This is a genomic window from Desulfopila aestuarii DSM 18488, from assembly GCF_900143695.1.
In the GTDB taxonomy this organism is placed as follows: domain Bacteria; phylum Desulfobacterota; class Desulfobulbia; order Desulfobulbales; family Desulfocapsaceae; genus Desulfopila; species Desulfopila aestuarii.
The window spans coordinates 33,844-54,193 of the sequence record NZ_FRFE01000018.1 but is presented as its reverse complement, the minus strand read 5'-3'; the positions used below and the strand labels follow the sequence as shown (position 1 = coordinate 54,193).

Annotated in this window: 10 protein-coding genes; 5 read left to right on the top strand and 5 right to left on the bottom strand. The window is 51.8% G+C overall.

Features of this window, described 5'->3' with window-relative positions:
* The first annotated feature begins 6 nt into the window (after window positions 1-6).
* From BUF15_RS16715 to BUF15_RS16700, 4 genes are all read left to right on the top strand, one after another.
* On the top strand, window positions 7-981 hold the full coding sequence (locus BUF15_RS16715; protein WP_073614855.1) for an alpha-E domain-containing protein: 975 nt from the start codon (window positions 7-9) through the stop codon (window positions 979-981).
* Window positions 982-1,091: 110 nt separating this feature from the next.
* Complete coding sequence (locus BUF15_RS16710; RefSeq protein ID WP_073614854.1) at window positions 1,092-4,403, top strand: transglutaminase family protein; 3,312 nt, start codon at window positions 1,092-1,094, stop codon at window positions 4,401-4,403.
* A 65-nt stretch (window positions 4,404-4,468) separates the two neighbouring features.
* Window positions 4,469-6,985: a circularly permuted type 2 ATP-grasp protein gene (locus BUF15_RS16705; RefSeq protein ID WP_073614853.1), complete on the top strand. Its 2,517-nt coding sequence runs from the start codon at window positions 4,469-4,471 to the stop codon at window positions 6,983-6,985.
* Window positions 6,985-7,884 carry a transglutaminase family protein gene (locus BUF15_RS16700; RefSeq protein ID WP_073614852.1) on the top strand — a complete coding sequence of 300 codons (900 nt, stop codon included), beginning with the start codon at window positions 6,985-6,987 and terminating at the stop codon, window positions 7,882-7,884. Before BUF15_RS16705 ends, BUF15_RS16700 begins: the two co-directional genes overlap by 1 nt.
* Before the next feature lie 135 nt (window positions 7,885-8,019).
* Here BUF15_RS16700 and ggt read toward each other — a convergent pair whose 3' ends face one another.
* Together ggt and BUF15_RS16690 are read right to left on the bottom strand one after the other, a co-directional pair.
* Entirely contained in the window at window positions 8,020-9,753 is a 1,734-nt protein-coding gene (gene ggt, locus BUF15_RS16695) for a gamma-glutamyltransferase (protein ID WP_073614851.1), read from the bottom strand.
* 106 nt (window positions 9,754-9,859) lie between these two features.
* Entirely contained in the window at window positions 9,860-11,785 is a 1,926-nt protein-coding gene (locus tag BUF15_RS16690) for a mechanosensitive ion channel family protein (protein WP_073614850.1), read from the bottom strand.
* 884 nt (window positions 11,786-12,669) lie between these two features.
* Here BUF15_RS16690 and BUF15_RS16685 point away from each other — a divergent pair.
* On the top strand, window positions 12,670-13,989 hold the full coding sequence (locus BUF15_RS16685) for an anaerobic C4-dicarboxylate transporter (RefSeq protein ID WP_073614849.1): 1,320 nt from the start codon (window positions 12,670-12,672) through the stop codon (window positions 13,987-13,989).
* Window positions 13,990-14,189: 200 nt separating this feature from the next.
* Here BUF15_RS16685 and BUF15_RS16675 read toward each other — a convergent pair whose 3' ends face one another.
* The 3 genes from BUF15_RS16675 to BUF15_RS16665 form a co-directional block, all read right to left on the bottom strand.
* Window positions 14,190-15,821 carry an efflux transporter outer membrane subunit gene (locus BUF15_RS16675; RefSeq protein WP_084554106.1) on the bottom strand — a complete coding sequence of 544 codons (1,632 nt, stop codon included), beginning with the start codon at window positions 15,819-15,821 and terminating at the stop codon, window positions 14,190-14,192.
* A gap of 91 nt (window positions 15,822-15,912) precedes the next feature.
* Window positions 15,913-19,074 (bottom strand): efflux RND transporter permease subunit, encoded by a 3,162-nt coding sequence (locus tag BUF15_RS16670; protein ID WP_073614847.1) that lies wholly within the window; start codon window positions 19,072-19,074, stop codon window positions 15,913-15,915.
* Window positions 19,071-20,231: an efflux RND transporter periplasmic adaptor subunit gene (locus tag BUF15_RS16665; RefSeq protein WP_073614846.1), complete on the bottom strand. Its 1,161-nt coding sequence runs from the start codon at window positions 20,229-20,231 to the stop codon at window positions 19,071-19,073. Before BUF15_RS16665 ends, BUF15_RS16670 begins: the two co-directional genes overlap by 4 nt.
* Window positions 20,232-20,350: the final 119 nt, after the last annotated feature.

The window sequence follows — 20,350 nt, the reverse complement described above, 5'->3', positions numbered from 1 at the left end:
CGGAAAATGCTCAGTCGAGTAGCCAACTCAATATACTGGATGTGCCGATATATCGAACGGGCAGAAAACGTGGCCCGCTTCATCAGCGTCAATCTCAATCTTCTGCTCGACCTGCCGTCAGAAAAGGATAAGCACTGGGAACCTCTGGTGGCGATCACCGGCGATCATGAAGTTTTTGGTAAAAATTACAACGACTACACGGAAGAAGAAGTCATCCAGTTTCTTACCTTCGATCGAGACTATTTCAACTCCATCATCTCCTGCCTGGCAGGTGCTCGAGAAAACGCCCGCTCTATCCGCGAAATCATCAGCTCGGAGATGTGGGAGCATCTCAACAACTTCTATCTGGAGTTAGCTGATCCGGCCAGCAAGCGTTTCGCCCTGGATGATCCACATCGTTTTTTCAAGATCATCCAAATGCGCAGCCATCTGTTCACCGGCCTGTTGGACAGCACCATGAGCCACGGAGAGGCCTGGAATTTTGCCCGTATTGGCATGATGCTTGAGCGCGCTGACAAAACCTCACGTATCCTCGACGTCAAGTATTTCATGCTCTTACCGGAAGCGGAGATGGTGGACACTCCCATAGACAATATTCAGTGGATGGCCGTGCTCAAGTCGGCCAGCGCCTTCGAGATGTTCAGAAAGGAACATCACACCATCAACCCGCGCAAGGTTGCCGACTTTCTCATCTTCGACAGTAACTTTCCGCGCTCCATTCGCCATTGTCTCGCAAAAGCCCAGGTGAGCCTGCACCGGATCACCGGCTCTTCAACTGGTACAGCCCACAATGCGGCCGAAAAAAAGCTCGGACGACTGGTGGCAGATCTCGAGTACACCGATATCGATGAAGTTATCGAACAAGGCATGCATCAATATCTGGATGACTTGCAGACGCGACTCAACCTGGTAGGCACAGCTATCGGCACAACATTTTTCAATCTTCAACCGCTGCCCGACAACCAAAACCAAGAGCAGTAGCGGTTCAGCTCTCCCGTGCTTAGCATCTCTCCTACCCCAACAGTACATGTACATAGAAATTGACAGGCCCCTTTTTTCGGGGCCTGTCTACATACCTAAAAGGACAGCCCATGGGAATCCATGTCGCCCTGCACCACAAGACATCGTATCATTATGACCGCAGCATCTCTCTTGCCCCCCACGTTGTGCGATTGAGGCCTGCCCCCCATTGCCGGACACCGATTCTCAGCTACTCCCTGACGGTAAAACCCAAAGAACACTTCCTCAATTGGCAACAGGACCCATTCAGCAATTATCTGGCCCGATTGGCTTTCCCCGAGAAAACCACCGAGTTTGAGGTAGAAGTGGATCTCGTTGCCGAGATGATCATCATTAATCCCTTCGATTTTTTCCTGGAGCCGGAGGCAGATTCGTTCCCCTTCACCTATGATCCACGACTCAAGACCGATCTTGCGCCATATCTTGAGCGTGAACCAGCCGGGAAAAAATTGAAAGAATATCTCGCCGGGGTGGATCTCTCCCCCCAGCAGACCATCGATTTTCTGGTCGCCATCAACATGCGATTGAGTAATGAAATACAATATCTCATTCGCATGGAGCCCAATGTGCAGAGCTGCGAACAGACTCTCACGCTCGGTAGCGGCTCCTGCCGTGATTCAGCCTGGCTGCTGGTCAATATTCTGCGAAATCTCGGCCTGGCTGCCCGTTTTGTTTCCGGCTATCTGATCCAGCTGCGTCAGGATGTCAAATCTCTCGACGGACCATCGGGAACAGAAGTCGATTTCACCGACCTGCACGCCTGGACAGAAGTGTACATCCCCGGTGCCGGCTGGATCGGTATGGACCCGACCTCGGGACTCTTTGCCGGAGAGGGACACATCCCGCTGGCCTGCTCACCCGAACCGCAAACCGCGGCCCCCATTACCGGCGCGTTAGATCCTTGCGAGGTGGAATTCAGTCATACTATGTCTGTCACCCGCATTCATGAGGCCCCAAGATCCACCAAGCCCTACCCTGAAGAGGTATGGGAGAAAATCGTGGCACTTGGCGATAAGGTTGATAGTGAGCTTGAAGCGGCAAATATTCACCTGACCATGGGGGGCGAACCGACCTTTGTCTCCATCGACGATATGGATGGTGCCCAATGGAATACCGATGCGCTGGGCGCAGAAAAGCAAAAGCTTTCAGAAAGTCTCATCAAGAGACTGCGACGTAAATGGGCTCCCGGCGGCTTGCTCCACTACGGCCAGGGCAAATGGTATCCCGGCGAATCTCTACCCCGCTGGGCCCTGGGCTGTTACTGGCGAAAAGACGGTAAACCCGTCTGGCAAGATGAACAGTGGGTGGCAGATGTCGATACAGATTATGGTCACGATGCCAATACGGCAAAACGCTTTATTGAGACGCTTGCCACGAACCTTGGAGTAAAAACAGACTATATCCTTGCAGCCTATGAAGATGTGCTGCACCTGATGCTGAAAGAGCAGGAATTGCCGATCAATGTGGACCCCACCGATCCAAAACTCGAGGACCCGGAAGCCCGGGCCCGAATGATTCGCTCTTTTCGAAACGGATTGGGAGCTGTCACCGGCTATGTCCTGCCGTTGCAGCACGGCTCATGGAAGAGTGGTCCCTGGCCGTTTCGGGCCAAACAGTTGTTCCTCCTTCCGGGCGACTCCCCAGCTGGCCTGCGACTGCCCCTCGACTCCCTGCCGTGGGTGAAACCTGCCGACCTTCATCAGGACTTCCCTATTGATCCCCTGGCTCCCCGCAGTCCCTTGGCTGACACGGAAGACATGCAGCGTTCCATAGCCGGTCAACCAATGGAAAGCGCCGGTGAGAGCGTCGTCACCCAGCCGCATCCCTACGACAAGCCGGAACCAGCTGTTGGCGAATCTGCTGGCTGGATTGTGCGAACCGCGCTCTGCGTCCAGCATCGTGAAGGAAGAATCTATGTTTTTATGCCGCCTATCCAAGCTCTTGAAGGTTATCTCGAACTGGTGGCCATGGTTGAAAAAACAGCCAAAGAGACCGAAACACCGGTTATCATTGAAGGCTATACTCCGCCCTACGATCCACGGCTTGACTGCCTGAAGATCACCCCGGACCCAGGTGTCATTGAAGTCAATATTCAGCCGATGAACAACTGGCGAGAGCTGGTGGAATACACCACCTCGCTCTACGAGCTGGCGAGAGAAAACAGACTGGGAACGGAAAAGTTCATGATCGACGGCCGCCAAACCGGAACTGGCGGCGGCAACCACGTCATCATCGGCGGAGCGACACCAGCCCAGAGCCCGATTTTACAGCGACCGGACCTGTTGCGCAGCTTTGTGACCTTCTGGAACAATCATCCGTCGCTCTCCTATCTTTTCTCAGGACTTTTCATCGGCCCCACCAGTCAGCAGCCGCGCATCGACGAAGCCCGTCATGACAGCCTCTATGAGCTTGAGGTCGCTTTCGCCGAGCTCGACCGCCAGACCAGCCCAGGCCAACCGTGCCCGCCCTGGCTTGTTGACCGGCTGTTTCGCAATCTCCTGGTCGATGTAACCGGCAATACCCATCGGGCCGAGTTCTGCATCGATAAACTCTATTCACCCGATTCATCAACCGGCCGACTGGGTCTTTTAGAGTTTCGTGCCTTTGAAATGCCGCCGCACGCCCGCATGAGCCTGGCCCAGCAGTTATTGCTCAGAATCTGCGTGGCCTGGTTCTGGCGCACCCCATATCGTCAGAAACTTGTTCGCTGGGGAACACGACTGCATGACCGTTTCATGCTGCCAGAGATGCTTCGACTGGATTTTGCCGATATTCTCGCCACCCTTCGTGAGGCTGGTTTTGCAATTGATATGGATTTCTTCCATCCCCATTTTGAATTTCGCTTCCCGGTGCACGGCAGCATAGAGTACCAGGGCATCCAGCTGGAACTGCGGCAGGCACTGGAACCCTGGCATGTGCTGGGTGAAGAGCCCGGAGGCGGAGGCACCGTTCGCTATGTCGATTCTTCGCTTGAGCGAGTTCAGGTAAAGGTCTCGAATATGACCGACGGACGGCATATCGTTACCTGTAATGGCCGTAGGGTACCCCTTCAGTTCACCGGTGCAGCCGGCACCTATGTGGCGGGTGTCCGTTATCGGGCCTGGCAGCCTCCCAATTGCCTGCACCCGACTATCGGGGTCGATACACCGCTGCTCATTGAACTCTATGACACCTGGACCCAAAAAGCTGTGGCAGGATGCACGTACCATGTTGGTCATCCTGGTGGCCGCAATTATGATGTTTTTCCAGTAAACAGCTACGAAGCCGAGGGCCGCCGCAATGCCAGGTTTGTCATCGGCGGGCACACACCTGGCGTTCGACTGCCAGTGCCGCCTGAGGAAAGCAATGACCTTTTCCCGTATACCCTTGATTTACGTCTCTGAACAAGGTACATCAGCTGTATCTGCCGCCATGATGGCGGCAGATACACTACGAGACCATTCGCTGTATGACTGATGCAAAACTGATTCACTCCATAAGTACCAGACCACAATCACTTTTCGACCGAGTCTGTAACCCGACTGCCGGATATTGTGAAACTTTCACCAGCCCTGCTTCCCCCCGCAAACATTGGCAATCCATCATGCAAGCCCTGGAGGCAATGGGGCCGGATTACCTGAAAGAACAGCAACTGCGGGCGATGAGAAGACGCCATGAGGATGGTGCGACGTTCAATCCTTTTGAAGACCCTTCCGAAAAAACATCAACCTGGGCTCTCGACCTCTTTCCACTGCCACTCACTTCGGAAGAATGGCATACGATTGAAAGTGGAATCCTGCAACGTGTCAATCTCCTTGAAAAAATTCTGGCAGATGTTTATGGCCCGCAGGAACTGCTGAAAAATGGACAGATACCCGCTGAGCTTATTTTTGCAAACCCCAATTTTTTACGCCCCTGTCACGGCATCACTCCTGCCGGCAATCGTTTTTTAAGCTTCTACGCTGCCGATCTCTATCGCGACACCAATGGTGAGTTCAAGGTCTACCGGGATTATGGCAGTCAGCCTGCCGGGCTAGGCTACGCTCTTGAGAATCGCATTGTCATATCGCGGATATTCTCCGATCTCTACCATACAACACAGATTCGGCGGCTGGCCCCATTTTTCCACACCCTGCACACCAGTATCCTCGAGCGCAATGGTCTCACCGATAAGGATCCCGGTATTGTGCTGCTATCTCCTGGACCGGAAAGCCGCACCTATTTTGAGCATGCCCTGCTCTCCAGATACCTGGGCTATCCGCTGGTAGAAGGACAGGACCTCACGGTGCGAAATGGCAGGGTTTTCCTCAAGAAACTTGCCGGGCTGGAACCTGTTGAAGCCCTGTTCAGACAGGTTGCCGACAACGTCAGCGACCCCTTTGCGCTCAGGCGACAGACGGCTGATGGAGTTGCAGGGTTAGTTCAAGCTGCCCGTGAAGGCTCTATCGACATCATCAATCCACTGGGCAGCGGTTTTATCGACACCCCGGTCTTATCCACCTTCCTTCCATCGCTCTGCCAACTGTTGCGAGGTGAAGAACTGCTGCTGAAAGAAGATCCCTCGTGGTGGTGCGGCACAGCCGACGGCAGGAATCATGTTCTTGCCAATATGACCGCTCTGCTGGTCGAACAGGCTCTTGACCGCTCTGCCAAATATCCTGACATTCACGACCTCCAGGCAGCCATAACCAGCGCCCCCCACTGCTTCATGGCGCGTCAGCCCATCATCCCCAGCAACTCGCCGGTCTGGAATGACGGTGTTATTTCCGGGCAAAGCACCTTGCTGAGGGTTTTTGTCTGCGCCACAGCCGACGGTTTCACTGTTATGCCCGGTGGCCTGGCGATAACAGCAGATGACATCAACACCTTGGTTGGCGACTCACCGGAACGACAGCAAAGCAAAGATGTCTGGATACTCTCAGATCTGCCTGTTGAGCCATTCAGCATGCTGGCCGGCCTGAAAACCGCCGCCGAATTTAACCGCAGCAGCGATTTACCGAGCCGGGTAGCTGACAACATGTTGTGGCTCGGCCGTTACCTGGAAAGAGCTGAAGGACAGATTCGTCTGCTGCGCTCAATTTTCAAGAGGTTGTCCGGAGAAGCGAGGCTGCAGGATATCCCGGAGCTGAAGTTTCTCTTGCGACTGCTGAATGCGATCAGCCCGGCCTCTGGTGAAATAGATGACGAAACAATTCCTCCCTACAAGGAGCTCATGTCATCTCTTCACAATGCGCTCTACACCAGAGAGAATCCCGCAAGTGTTGTCGCCATTCTCTGGAAAGTGCAGGAAGCCGCACGCAACGTCCGCGACCGGCTCTCTCTGGACTGCTGGCGGGTTGTCAATCATCTCGAGTATTCCCTCGCCAGTCCGACCGCAGACCCGCTGGAATTGCTTGAAGACACCCTCTACAACCTCAGCGCCTTCAGCGGTCTGGCCATGGAAAGCATGACAAGGGGCCTTGGCTGGCGGTTTATGGACATGGGCCGCAGGCTTGAGCGGGCCATGTTTCACACCTCGATTCTCAATGTCGGCCTGCCGATGGTCTGCGACGAATCACGTAGCGCCCTGGAAGCCCTGCTTGAGGTCAGTGACAGCATCATGACCTACAGGGCGCGTTATCGCACAACTTTTCAGTTGGCACCGGTACTCGATCTGCTGATTGTTGATGAGACCAATCCCAAGTCGCTGGCCTTTCAATTCAGTCAGCTGGCAGAACATGTAGAACATCTGCCCCGTCAACAGAGACGCCGTTTTTCTTCCCTGGAGGAAAGATTGGCACTGGAGATGCTCACAGCAGCACGGTTATTGGACCTCACGGATATGAACTGTGGGTATAACAGCACCACTCATACCCATCTCACGGACTTCCTTTTGTCCATGGAAAAAGTCCTGCTCGATTTCACCCAGCAGATTACCGCTCACTATCTCAGCAGGGTGCCGACCACTCCACACTTTTCAACCTATAATAGCATAGGTGGCGAGTGATGAAATATCGCGTCACCCACACCACAACGTACAGCTATTCAGAGCCGGCTTCACTCTCCCAGAATGAGCTGTATCTGCTGCCAAAAGAGACCCCATGGCAAAAGGTTTCAGACAGCGCCGTCACGGTTACACCGGAACCAGCTTATCACAACTTCTATAACGATTATTTCGGTAACTGCGTGCGGGCTTTTATGATTCAGCACCCACACAGTCACCTGGTGGTCACCGCCGTTTCCACTGTACTGACCATGCCGCCCCAGGCGCCTCCATCGGAGACAACGCCCCCCTGGGAGACGGTGGCGCGACAACTTTTCGATCATCATACCCCTGCAGATCTTGAGGCCTGCCAGTTCCGGTTCGTCAGTCCACTCACCATGATTACCCCGGCAGTTGAGGGGTACGCCCGTATTTCCTTTCCGTCAGGAAGACCGATACTCGCCGGAGCCATTGATCTGATGCAGAGGATTTTCACCGAATTCACCTACGACAAGGATGCCACAACCATTGACACTTCTGTCGACCAGGTCCTTGTCGACCGCAAAGGCGTCTGCCAGGATTTCGCCCATCTGGCCATCAGCTGCCTTCGATCTCTAGGGCTTGCTGCCCGCTATGTGAGCGGTTATCTGGAGACACTGCCACCGCCGGGCAAGCAAAAACTCGCCGGGGCCGATGCCTCCCATGCCTGGCTGTCAATATACATCCCCAATATCGGCTGGGTTGATCTGGACCCCACGAATAACATCATTCCCGGTGAACAGCATATCACCCTGGCCTGGGGGCGGGACTACGGAGATGTTACCCCGGTGAAAGGGGTGGTAATGGGAGGTGGAGTCCATTCCATGTCGGTCATGGTGGATGTGAGCCGGATAGAAGAAGACACTATCAGCCCCGGGAAATAGCACAGAAGAGCCGGCAGAGTCTTACCAAGAGAGCTGGAAAAAAAGTGTTGCGCACGGGGATGGGTAAAAAAGTTGCTGATCGTGAACACGCTGGAAAGGCTTTCTCGTAACTCGCCTTTCCAGCGTTGTATAATACTACAGTCCGGCGGCAAGTGCTGTTGAGCGACGCGGGTCTGCACCACCGTACATCATGCCGTCTTTTACCATGATGGACTGGATGGCGCCCATGGCAGACTTCTGCTGTACCTGGTGGCCCATCTCTTCCAGAAGCTTGACAGAATCAGGGCTAAGGCCTTCCTCCACCCGTAATTCATCCGGAAGCCATTGATGATGAATACGGGGTGCAGCCACTGCACTCTGTATGTTCAACCCGTGATCGATGACATTCATAATGACCTGGAGGGTAGTGGTGATGATCCTTGACCCGCCGGGGCTGCCGGTTACCAGAAAGTTTTTCCCTTCATGCTTGACGATTGTGGGTGACATGGAACTGAGCATTCGCTTATTGGGTTCCACCTTGTTCGCCTCACCGCCAAGAAGGCCATAGGCGTTCGGAACACCTGGCTTTGCCGAGAAATCATCCATTTCATTATTCAAGAGAAAACCGGCACCTTCAACCACAATCCCAGAACCGTAGCTGAAATTGATAGTGTAGGTGTTGGAGACAGCGTTGCCAAATTTGTCGACGATGGAGAAATGCGTCGTCTCATCGCTTTCGTATGGCTGCGGCTTGTCGGGTGCGATGGTTTTACTGGCTGTGGCTTTCTCGGTATCGATCTTTTGGCGAAGAGAATCAGCGTACTTTTTCGAAATTATTCCTTTCAGCGGAACCTCGACAAAATCATCATCACCGAGATACTGGGATCGATCGGAATAGGCCCGCTTCATGGCTTCTGCCATCAAGTGAATGGTTTTGGCTGAATTGTGGCCGTATTCGCCAATGGGGTAACCCTCAAGGATGTTCAATATCTGAATCACATGGGCGCCACCTGAACTGGGCGGTGACATGGAATAGATGTCATATCCGCGATACGTGCCATGAACCGGAGTCTTGATTCTGGGAGAGTAATTTTTCATGTCCTCCATGGTGATCAGTCCTCCATGTTTTGTCATCTCTGCTACCAGCAATTCCGCGGTCTTGCCTTCGTAAAATTCCTTGACTCCGTTCTTGGCGATACGTTTTAACGTGGCTGCCAGATCTGGTTGTACAAAGAGTTCGCCTGGCTCGTAGAAGGTGCCGTCTGGTTTGTAGAAGACCTTGGTCGATGACTCCCACTTTTTCAGCATTTTTTCCTTTTCTTTTAGACCTTCGCTGAACCTGGGAGTAACAATAAAGCCCTCTTCTGCCAGTTTGATGGCCGGTGCCATGGCCTGCTCAAGATTTATCGTCCCATATTTTTCAAGGGCCATTGCCAGTCCGGCAACAGTCCCAGGGACGCCGGAGGCCAGGTGAGAGTAGCGGGAAACTTCGCTATCCGCTTCCCCATCCTTGTTGAGAAACATGTCGACAGTAGCTTTACCAGGTGCCTTTTCGCGGTAATCTATCGCAACGACGTCATCTTTTTTCTCAGATGAGATCAGCATAAAGCCACCACCGCCGATATTGCCGGACCGTGGCTGTGTCACTGCCAGAGAAAATGCTGCGGTAACTGCAGCATCAATGGCATTGCCTCCATTTTTCAAAACATCCAGCGCCGACTCGGTTGCCAGGAAATGGCTGGTAACAACCATCCCGTCTTTGCCGGGTATCGGGCTCATGCGTTCCCCTTCAATGATTGCTGCAGAGAAAGAGGTCTGGGCAAAAAGCAATGCGGTGCTCAATGCGACGGTTGAGATTTTAACGCACAGTCGAAATAGTCCTTTACACATACATATCTCCTGGTGGGTGGGTAGAATGCTGAAAAGATGCCGGCAAGGAGTCTTTTTCCTTAGCATCCGGCATCCCCATTATGTCATCCAACTTTTTTATATTTTATCAGGAAGTTTCCAGTAGTGACTGTGGCGATTCCTGGTAAAAATGTATATCCCGCTGTGGGAAAGGAATGGAAATGCCTTCGGCATCGAATCTCTCTTTGACCAAACGTGTCAGATCCCAGTAGACAGTCCAGTAGTCCCCTGTTTTTGCCCAGGGGCGGCAGATAAAATTGACCGAAGATTCAGCCAGTTCATGAACTTTGATCACCGGTTCGGGTTGTTCCAGCACCAGCGGATGATCTCTGACCAGTTCTTCCAGTACTTTCTGGGCGTGGGCAATGTTGTCTGAATAGCCGATACCAAAAACGAGATCTATACGTCTTAGCTCACTGCCGGTTATGTTGATGATGATATTGCCCCAGATTGAATTGTTCGGCACCACCATGATCTGGTTGTCTGCGGTGGTAATGGTAGTGGTTACCAGATTCATGGACCGGACAACTCCCATGACGCCAGCTACCTGGACCAGATTCCCGACATCGAATGGCCTGTAAAGCATGATCATGATGCCGCTGGCGAAATTGCTCAAGGTACTCTGCAAGGCAAAGGCAACGACGAAACCGGCTGCACCTATTACTGCCAGAAGTGGACCGATATCGACTTCCAGGGCGGACAGGCCAATTATCAGACCGATGATGAGCGTGACTCTCCTCACAGAGTGGACGACAAAGTTGCGCAGCAGGATGGAGCTGCTCTGTGCTATCCCGAAAGCTTTTTCGGCAAGTTTGCCGAGAATAAAGCCAAGCACCAGAAAGGCGAGAATTGTGGCAATAAAAACGATAATGTTCAGTGCCCAGCGCAGCCCCCCTTCATCCGATTTGATCCAGCCGGTGATGGTCGATAACGCCGCCTCGCGGTCTGAGACGTCAACTTTGATACCACCGACAGAGTTGGCGTAGAGCCGGTAGGGAACAACCAGCTCGTTGTCTTTCCCATCGAGGGCTTTGCCGAGTTTCGTGTTGAGTTCGTCGAGTACAACGTTAAGCCGGTCGATAAGAGCCGTTCGTTCTGCACGCAGGTCGGTAATTGCTTCGAGAATCCTGGTTTTGATTTCTGCGTCAGCTTTGGCTGCCGTTGCAGCCTGAGCGCTAATCTCCTCCAACGTATCTGCACCAGCAATGTCCGCTGCCATTTTGGTCGTTGATTTGTCAATACCCGAAGTAACTGCTTTGCCGGTGTTGTCTAGTGCCTGATGAGCATCGGAAGCGGCAGCGGCTGTTTTTTCTGCTTTTCGTGTCCGCTCGTTTTGCTCTCCTTGTTTGCCGGCCGCTTCTGTTTCCTTGGCCGCTTCTGTCACCGCCTTGGTTGCGGTTTGAGCTTCTTTGGCGGATTTCAGTGCTTCAACCGCCTCCAACGGCTTATCTTCAGACGCAATTTTCACACCGGTTGCTTTAAGAGCTTTATTGACCGTCTGGTCCTCGGCAACCTCTTCCGAAGTGGCCAAAGCATCATCAATTTTTGTTGCCACGGAATCAACAGCCTGCTGAGCTTTTTGGGCAGCGGCAACTGCTTTTTTTGCAGCATCTCCTGACGCATCAGTCATAGAGGTTTCTGCAGCTTCTTTGACATCGTTGAGAGTCTCCTGAGCTTTTTCTATCTCCTCTTTTACCTCTTTGGCTTTTTCTATTTCCTTGTTTTTCCGTTTAATGGCAATTTCTGCAGCGCTAACCTCCTCAACCTTTGTTTTTAAGAGGGCAAGCCAGGCGTCAGCTTCTATTATCAGTTCGTCTTTGGTTAACGGTTTTACCAGTAATTCCAGCTCATCTATTGGGATGTCAGTCCGCTTACTGGTAGTTGATTCGGGTGGGGCAGATTTATCGGGAGTAATTTCTTCAGCAGTGCTGTCAGTGCCGCAGAGCATCGCGGCAAGGACTACGGCAAGTAATGAAGGCAAGATTCGAAATCCTGATGTCAGGTTTCTGAACATGACGATATCTCCTTTGCGATATTTGGCTGCTATTTGCCGTTTTCAGCAACTTTGAGATGCAGTGGGTGATACAACGAATTGTCCAATCAAAAAGGGGAAGAACTGAGGAAAAGCAACCTTTTCAGGGAGATGTGTTGGATAAAAAACAAATAAATACTGGTGCCAATCATGCTCCCTGCTCAGTTTAAAGAAATGTTTTCCATAAAAATAGGTAACAGAGTTGGCAACACATTACAAGAACATGAGCACTTTTAATGTCAGGCATGCAAGATCCTGCCAGGTCAGATATATGAATTAAACAAGGCCTTCTAAAGGAACTCTAAAAAAACGCTCCAAGCCCAAAACCTCTGATCTGCTGACTCTGGGTTACCCTTTTCAACTTTCCATTTCTTTTTTATGCACACCAGCCAGACCAAGGGTGAAACTTTCTTTTGCTTGAACCGGACTACGACAATTACTTCGTTATTTTCATCCTCTTTTCTTGAAACATCCGTCTCTCATTGCTCATTTTTTTTAGAAATATCCGCAAACCTTGTTGAAATACAAGCCAACATATCTGACTGACCATTTGCGCTAACCCTTCATGGATACACTGGGCAATAAACGTGAAACTTCAGCAGCTTGCCATAAGGAATCAATGATACGCACTCATATGGTTGACCTGTTTTCCCAAAGACTCGAATTATTTTTCAATCATTTTCGATACTTCAAGGTTGCAGCTGCAATCGACAATGGTATATTCGATATCTTGATTCGTTAGGCTCATTCCGCCTTACCTCAACATTCTAAGTGATTATGAGAATTCATAATCATGGGATTGGTGTGAAACAGGAGCTCCATCCGATTCAAACTACATTAGCGCCCTTTCAAGAGAGGATTGATCCATGTTTTGGTTACACCTTCTTTTACTACTGGTCATAATTTTTATCGGCATCAGGTACGGTGGAGTTGCTTTCGGATTATTAGGTGGTCTTGGCGTCTCGATCCTCGTTTTTGTTTTTGGCATTGCTCCAGGCACGCCGCCAGTAAGTGTAATGCTGATTATCCTTGCAGTCGTTGCCGCCTCAGCAACCCTTGAAGCGACAGGTGGCCTCGATCTTTTAGTCAGATATGCCGAACGGCTTTTGCGACGATATCCTCATATGATCGTTTATTTGGGGCCATTTTGTACATACTCTCTCACTGTTCTGGTGGGGACAGGTCACTCTGTCTATCCTCTTCTACCAGTCATATACGACGTAGCGTACAAGAAAGGGATCCGTCCAGAACGTCCTCTCGCAGCATCAACAATAGCCAGTCAGATGGGGATTACAGGTAGTCCTATAGCTGCAGCTGCAGCTGTGGTGCTGGCAACGGCTGCTGATAACCAGCTGAACATCGGCCTGATTGATGTACTCAAAATCACGATGCCAGCCACTTTTATTGGCGTAATGGTAGCAGCAACCTTCAGCCTGAAAAGAGGCCAGGATCTCGATAAAGACCAGGAATTCCTCAAGAGAATGGAAGATCCTGATTTCAGGATAGAGGCGTCAGGTGCAACTAGTGCTTCAAATACCACAGAGGTGAAAGCCACAGCAGGTAGAGGTTTGTTGATTTTTCTGCTAGGTATTCTTGGCGTTATCATCCTTGCACTTATGTCGAAAACGCTTTTGCCTCAAGGTGTAGGCATGTCGGTTGCCATTCAGTTCATGATGCTCTCTGTTGGGGCTGTCATTCTTCTTTGCACCAACATCAAACCAAAAGACATTGTACACTCAAGTGTTTTTATTGCTGGGATGACAGCTGTTATAACAATTTTCGGGATCGCCTGGCTTAGCGATACCATTATTGGATATCACAAAGAATATCTCGTTGGGCTGGTCAGCGGAATGGTGGATCTCTATCCTTGGACGTTCGCCATTGCCATGTTTCTCGTCTCGATATTTCTTAAAAGCCAGGCTGCTGTGCTGACAATAATGATGCCACTCGGCTTCTCTCTAGGGATTTCGCACGACGTACTCATTGGTGTACTGCCATCTTGTTACGCCTATTTTTTCTTTCCATTCTATCCAAGCGACCTCGCAGCTATCAGCTTTGACCGATCTGGTACAACAAAAATCGGCAAGTACGTTTTCAATCATAGTTTTATGCTGCCAGGGTTTACCGGCGTTTGTTCTGCAACCATAATTGGCTACTTTCTCTCAACATTGATATTCCCGATGTAGGCGGCAGATAGATATATGATTGGGCTTGTCACCTATGGCAAAATTGTTGGGCTATCTGGTTCTGTTTTATACTCTTGCTGGAACATCCCCAGGAAAGAAAAATTCACCACAAATTGGAAAATTCCGGCTGCTCCCTATAAGGGGAGGCAACCGGAAGCAGAATCTGGACAGAACAGTGGTCAAGAGCCCGGGTGAAAGATTTACCAGGCAGGTTTGAGCAACGTATCTTCTTGCTTGTCGGCAGTTCCAGCCTTAATTGCACCCGGCTGGAGCAGTTCCCCCCAATCGGTGCGCTGTTCCATGGAGGCCCGGATAGGCTCAGGAATGACCGGCTTGTCACGGAACGTTTCCCAGCCGCCACCTAACGCCTTGTAGATGGCAATCAGGTTGATGACAACCTGACCTTTGTTACCCGCCAGCAGATCCTGCTGTTGAATGAGCGAACGCTGGGTTTCCAGCACTCGCTGGTAGTCGTTGAGCCCCTCCTCGTACTGAAGCATTGAGAGCTGCACTGAGCGAGCGGCAGCGTCAGCGCTGTCCTGCAGGTGCTTTTGTTCTGCACGAGCCCCCAGATAGGCAACGATAGCGTTCTCTGTCTCTTCTGCTGCAACCAGGATGGTGTTGCGGTAGTTTTCCGTCAGTTGCTGGAAACGGCTGTCTTCTATTCTGACCTTATTTTTGATTCGCCCATAGTTAAGCACATCCCAGGAAAAAGTCGGCCCAACAAAATACTCAAACGAGTCTGTGCTGAACAGGTCGCCGAAGTTGCTGCTGCCAGGGAAAGCAGCGGCGGTGACGTCACTGTTGCTCGTGCGCAACCCTATTGACCCCAGGAGGGAAAGGTGGGGATAAAGATCTGCCTGGGCGACGCCGATCCTCTCGCTTTGCGCCAGCAGCTGCGCTTCAGCCTGCCGTATGTCCGGGCGCCTTCTCAGCATTTCAGCCGGTATGCCGATGGCAATCTCTGTAGGGATATCCGGCAGTACGGTTTCGGTTGTCAGGATTGCATCAAGATCTGCCGGGAGCCGGCCAAGCAGCAGGGCCAGGCTGTTTTTCACCTGACTGATCCGGGACTGCAGGCGTGGAATGGTAGCCTGGGTATTGGCGAGCAGAGTCCTGGCCTGAGCAACATCGAGTTCGGTGACATCACCTCCTTCGAACCGTACACTGGCAATCTTGAGTGAGCGGGATTGAATAGAAACGTTTTCCTCGGCAATTTTCAGCTGTGTTTCTAAAGTGGATAGCAGCATGTATGTCCTGGCTACTTCCGCCGTCAATATCACCAGGATGTTATCATAGTCGGCCACAGAGCTTTCCAGTGAGGCAACGCCGGAACTTACAGCCCGGTGATACTTGCCCCACAGATCTATCTCCCAGCCGGCATCAAAGCCAACGCTCAACTCACCATAACGGAAATCCGCACCCGGAGTGGAGTTGGCCATGTTTTTACTGCCACCGACAGCCCCTGTTTCACCGCGAACCTGTTGGACTTGCGGATATTGATTGCCTACCAGGACAGCGAGTTGTGCCCGAGCCTCGAGAATGCGTAATCCGGCAATATGCAGCCCTGGGTTGTCGGTGCAGGCCATCTCGATCAGCTTGTTCAGGACCGGGTCCTGAAAACGGGTCCACCAGGCGGCAATCTCAACCTTGCGGGAGCTGATAGCGGGATTGTTCTCATCACGCCAGGCTTTGGGCTCACTCACTGTAGGCTTGACATAATCGGGACCGACCATGGTGCAGCCGGATACCGCTGAAAGCAGCAGGCCGAACAGGGCACTGTTGCGGAAGAGTTTTTTCAACGACGACGCAATAATGGGGCTGGCTGGCATGTAACCTCCTGTTGCCGGGGATATCTTGCAAATGTACTCATAATTTGATTGAAAACTGGTTTTGCCATTTCTGTGGCTTATTTAATTTCCTTCACGCGTCATTGGGCACCCTGTAGAAGGTGGCATAAAGCACCGGTACCACCACCAGGGTGAGTACAGTGGCAAAACCAAGTCCGAACATGATGGTTACCGCCATGGAAACAAAGAAGGCATCAGCCAGGAGTGGTATCATACCGAGGATGGTGGTCAGCGCCGCCATGGAAACGGGGATGAGCCTGCTCACACCTGAGTTCAGGATGGCCTGGAATGGTTCTTTACCCTCTTTGAGTTCGAGATCAATCTGGTCAATCAAGACGATGGCATTTTTGATCAGCATACCGGCAAGGCTCATCAGGCCGAGGAGTGCCATGAAGCCAAACGGTTGCTGAAACATCAATAGACCTGCGGTGACACCGATGACTGCCAGTGGCACGGTGAACCAGATGATGAGGGTTTTCTTAATGGAGTTGAACAGGATCAATACCAACAGGACCATCAGTCCGAAAAAAATGGGAATATAACCGGCGAGCCCGGCCTTGCCGTTGGCCGAGTCCTCCGCCTCGCCACCCCAGGCCATGTAATAGCCTGGCGTGGTAAGGGGGATCATGTCTTCGACCTTGACTGGTAGAGTTGAACTGTTCCATTCTTCAGCCGCGACCGGCTCGCCAAGCTTCTGCTCGACATCTACTCCGAGAGCTTGCTCGATTTTGGGCTTGATGCGATTGAAGAGAACACTTGGCAACCCTTCGCTGGGATCAGCGTGTATGCGCATCATCTTGGTACGGTTGCGACGCCAGATGTTCGCATCCTCGAAGGAAATGGAAAAGTCAGTGACCACCTGCCCCATCGGGATCATCTTCCCTGCAGTCGGACTCCAGATCTGGATAGAGCCGAGGTCGTTCATGGCGGTACGTTCAAACTCTGGTGCCCGGGCAATGATCGGCAGCAACTCGTCATTCTCCCGGTAAACCCCCGCAACGGTACCAAGTACAGCCGCCTCCATCGCCGAAGCAATCTGGGGCCGGTCTATACCGGCGCGGCGGGCCTGGGCATCGGCCATTTCCGGACGAAGCACCTTGATCTTGTCGCGCCATTCGTTGCGAACTGCTTTGGCATGCGGGTCGGCCAGCAGGATATCTTCAGCCTTTCTTGCAAGTTTACGCAGCTCGTCACCATCCGGGCCATAGATACGCAGCTGGATTTTCCCACCGGTGGATGGCCCCAGCACAAAGGGTTTTGTCTGGATAATAGCCTGGGGATACATGGCCTCAAATTTTGCCTGTACCGTCTTCAAGGTTTCAGGGATAGTCCTGTAATCCTTTAACCGGACCAGGATCTGGGCAAAACTGGGATAATTTTTCTCAGGTGTATACGTGAGCAGAAAGCGTATCTGGCTGCCGCCGATGAAACTTATCACATCTTCGACATTCTCATCCTGGCGGAGATTTTCCTCCGCCTGTTTGAGCTGGTTGACCGTTTCGTCAATATGGGTTCCTTCAGGAAACCAGAAGTCAACAAGGTACATAGGGGTGGTGGAATCTGGGAAAAAGCTGTTTTTCACCTGGCCAAAACCCAAAATCGACATGATGAACAAGCCGAGCACTACGCCAAGCGTCACCCAGCGAAAGCGGATAGCCCTGGCAAGAAAATTTCGATAGAGTCGATAGAACACACCTGCATATGGGTCTTTGGCCGGTTCTCTCCCACTGGTGTTTGCTGTCAGAGTTTTGGTTTTCAGAAATGTTTTACAGAAAAGCGGAGTTGTGGTTACAGCTGTCACCCAGCTCAGACCAAGAGAAATAAAAATTACTGAAAAAAGAGTGCGGCAATACTCGCCTGTGGAGTCCTGGGAGGTACCAATGGCGGCAAAAGCGCAAATGGCGATCAGCGTCGCCATCAGGAGCGGCGTGCCCACCTGGCTGACAATATCCCGGGCGGCAGTGAGGGCATCTGTACCGCTGTCCATTTTGACGCGCATACCGTCCGTTACTACGATGGCGTTATCCACCAGCATTCCAAGGGCAATAACCAGGGCTCCCAGTGATATCCGCTGCAGGGTGACTTCCATCATCGACATGAAAATAAAAGTACCCATGATCGTCACCAGCAGCACCGAGCCGATAATAAGACCACTGCGGACACCCATGAAGACAAGCAGTACGACGATAACTATGAGGATTGCTTCGGCCAGGTTGATAAGAAAGTTCTTTATGGAGGAGATTACTGCATCGGTCTGCAGGTAGATGGTATTTATCTCCATACCGAGCGGGGAGAGCACTTCTAACTCTTTGAACCGCTCTTTGAGTGACTTGCCCATCACCAGCACGTTCCCGCCAGCTACGGTCGAGATGGCAAGCCCCACCGCCGGTTCACCATTGTAGTGCAGATATTTTTCGGCTGGATACTGGTAATCTCGGTGTATATCAGCAACATCACTAAGAAAGACAAGCGGTTCGTTGGCTGCGTTGCGACCCTTTACCAGCAGGTCGCCGAATTCTCTCTCGGAGGTGAATTCACCTGTAGGATTGACCGGAATGAATTCTTTCCCGAGAGTAAGGTAACCTGCAGAGGCGGTGAGGTTTTTGGCCGCCAGGGCGTTGTAGATATCCTGCTGTGAGACGCCGAGGTCCGCCATTTTCTCGCGACGCATTTCGACATAGACTGCCTCGGGCTGGTTGCCATAGAGTTCTATCCGCTTGACATCTTTGGCCTGTAGCAGCTCGCGCTGCAAAAATTTGGCGTATTCATACAGGTCTCGATAGTCGTAGCCTTTGCCGGTGATGGCGACATAAACCCCATAGACGTCGCCGAAGTCATCGTTCACTATGGAGGGACCGGCTCCCGGTGGCAGTTTACTTTGATAATCGTTGACCTTGCGACGCAGCTCGTCCCAGACCTGTGGCAGGGTGGCATTGTCATACTTGTCTTTGATAGTCACCTGGACGATCGAAAGACCTCGTGACGAGCGTGATTCCAGCCGTCGCAGCTGACCCATCTGCTGCACCGCCTTTTCTATGACGTTGGTCACTTCCGCTTCTACCTCGGCAGCGGAGGCGCCAGTGTACGGGGTTATGATTACCGCCTCCTTGATAGTGAATTCAGGGTCTTCGAGCATCGAAAGGTTGGTAAACGATTTCCAGCCGATAACCAGCATCAGGAGGGTAAGTACCCAGGTGATGGTCGACTTTTTAATGCTCAATTCAGCGATATTCATTTGCCATACCCCTCGACCTTGGCAAGATCACGGATCTTCATACCTTCTTTCAGCATGGTCACCCCGGTTACAGCTATTACCTCACCCGTCTGCAGCCCTTCGGTAATGGTTATACCGTCCTGGCCAACGAGACTTCCTGTGGTGACCGGTCGGCTGTGAACGGTCATCTCTTTCTCATTTACGACCCAGACCTGGGCCTTGCCGCTATCGCTTGCGAAAATTGCGTAAGCCGGAATGATAAAGGAGTCGACTGTGCCGGAGGCTGCAGGGGTTGAACCTCGCACCGTGGCGGTCATGCCCGGCAGGATGTTGAGATCGGCAGGCCGCTCCATCTCCAAAACGATCTGGTAGGTCTGGGTTGTGACGTCGGCCCTGGTGGAAAACTCCTTGGCGGTCAGCTCGAATTGTTTACCAGGTGCAGCCGCAAATTCTGCTATGATATTGACTTGCCGGTTCGTTTTGAGACGCGCCATGAGTGTCTCAGGGATATCGACGATAATTTCAATTTTGCCCAGCTGGTCGAGACTCACAATCGACTCCTGTGGCCGTACTTCCTGGAAATTGTCGACATAGCGTTTGGATACGATGCCGTCAAAAGAAGCTTTCAGGTAGGTATCACTGAGACTGTTTTTAGCCGATTCCACTGAAGCGGAAAGCGAGTGGATATCGGCTGTTATAGTATCTACCGCTTCTTTTCGTTTCACCAGCATGCTTTCGCTGGCAGCACCCGGGTCGCTTTTCCTGATACGCAGAATCCGATCGTATTCACTTTCAGCACTGCGCAGTGCGGCCTGGGCCTTGGCAAGTTGGCCTTCGGCATTGCGGAGGTTTGTTTCAAAGTTTCTGGGATCGATACGAGCCAGAATTTGTCCCTGTTTGACTTCCTGACCTTCATCAACCAACATTTCGATCAGCGGTCCACCAACCTGAAAGGAGAGATCGACACGTTTGGCAGCCCGTACCCGACCTGGATAGCTACGTTGTACGATTTCATTGTCGGTGACGATTTTGAGTAGCTTGACCGGTCGAATTACCTCACGCGGTGGAGGCGGTTGCTCCTGGGAGCATGACAAGAGCAAGGGCAAAAGTGAAAGAGCAACGAGTGTCGCAAGGTACGGTAGAAAGCGCTGGGAGTGCTTAATGGAACGAGGTGCCATGATGCATCCTTGGTTTTTTATTTTGTGAGAAGGAAAATAACTTTTAGATTACTTTAGACTAACCTATCATATAGAAGTTGTGATTTTAAGGCCATTTTACCGCGTATTGCAAGTCGTAA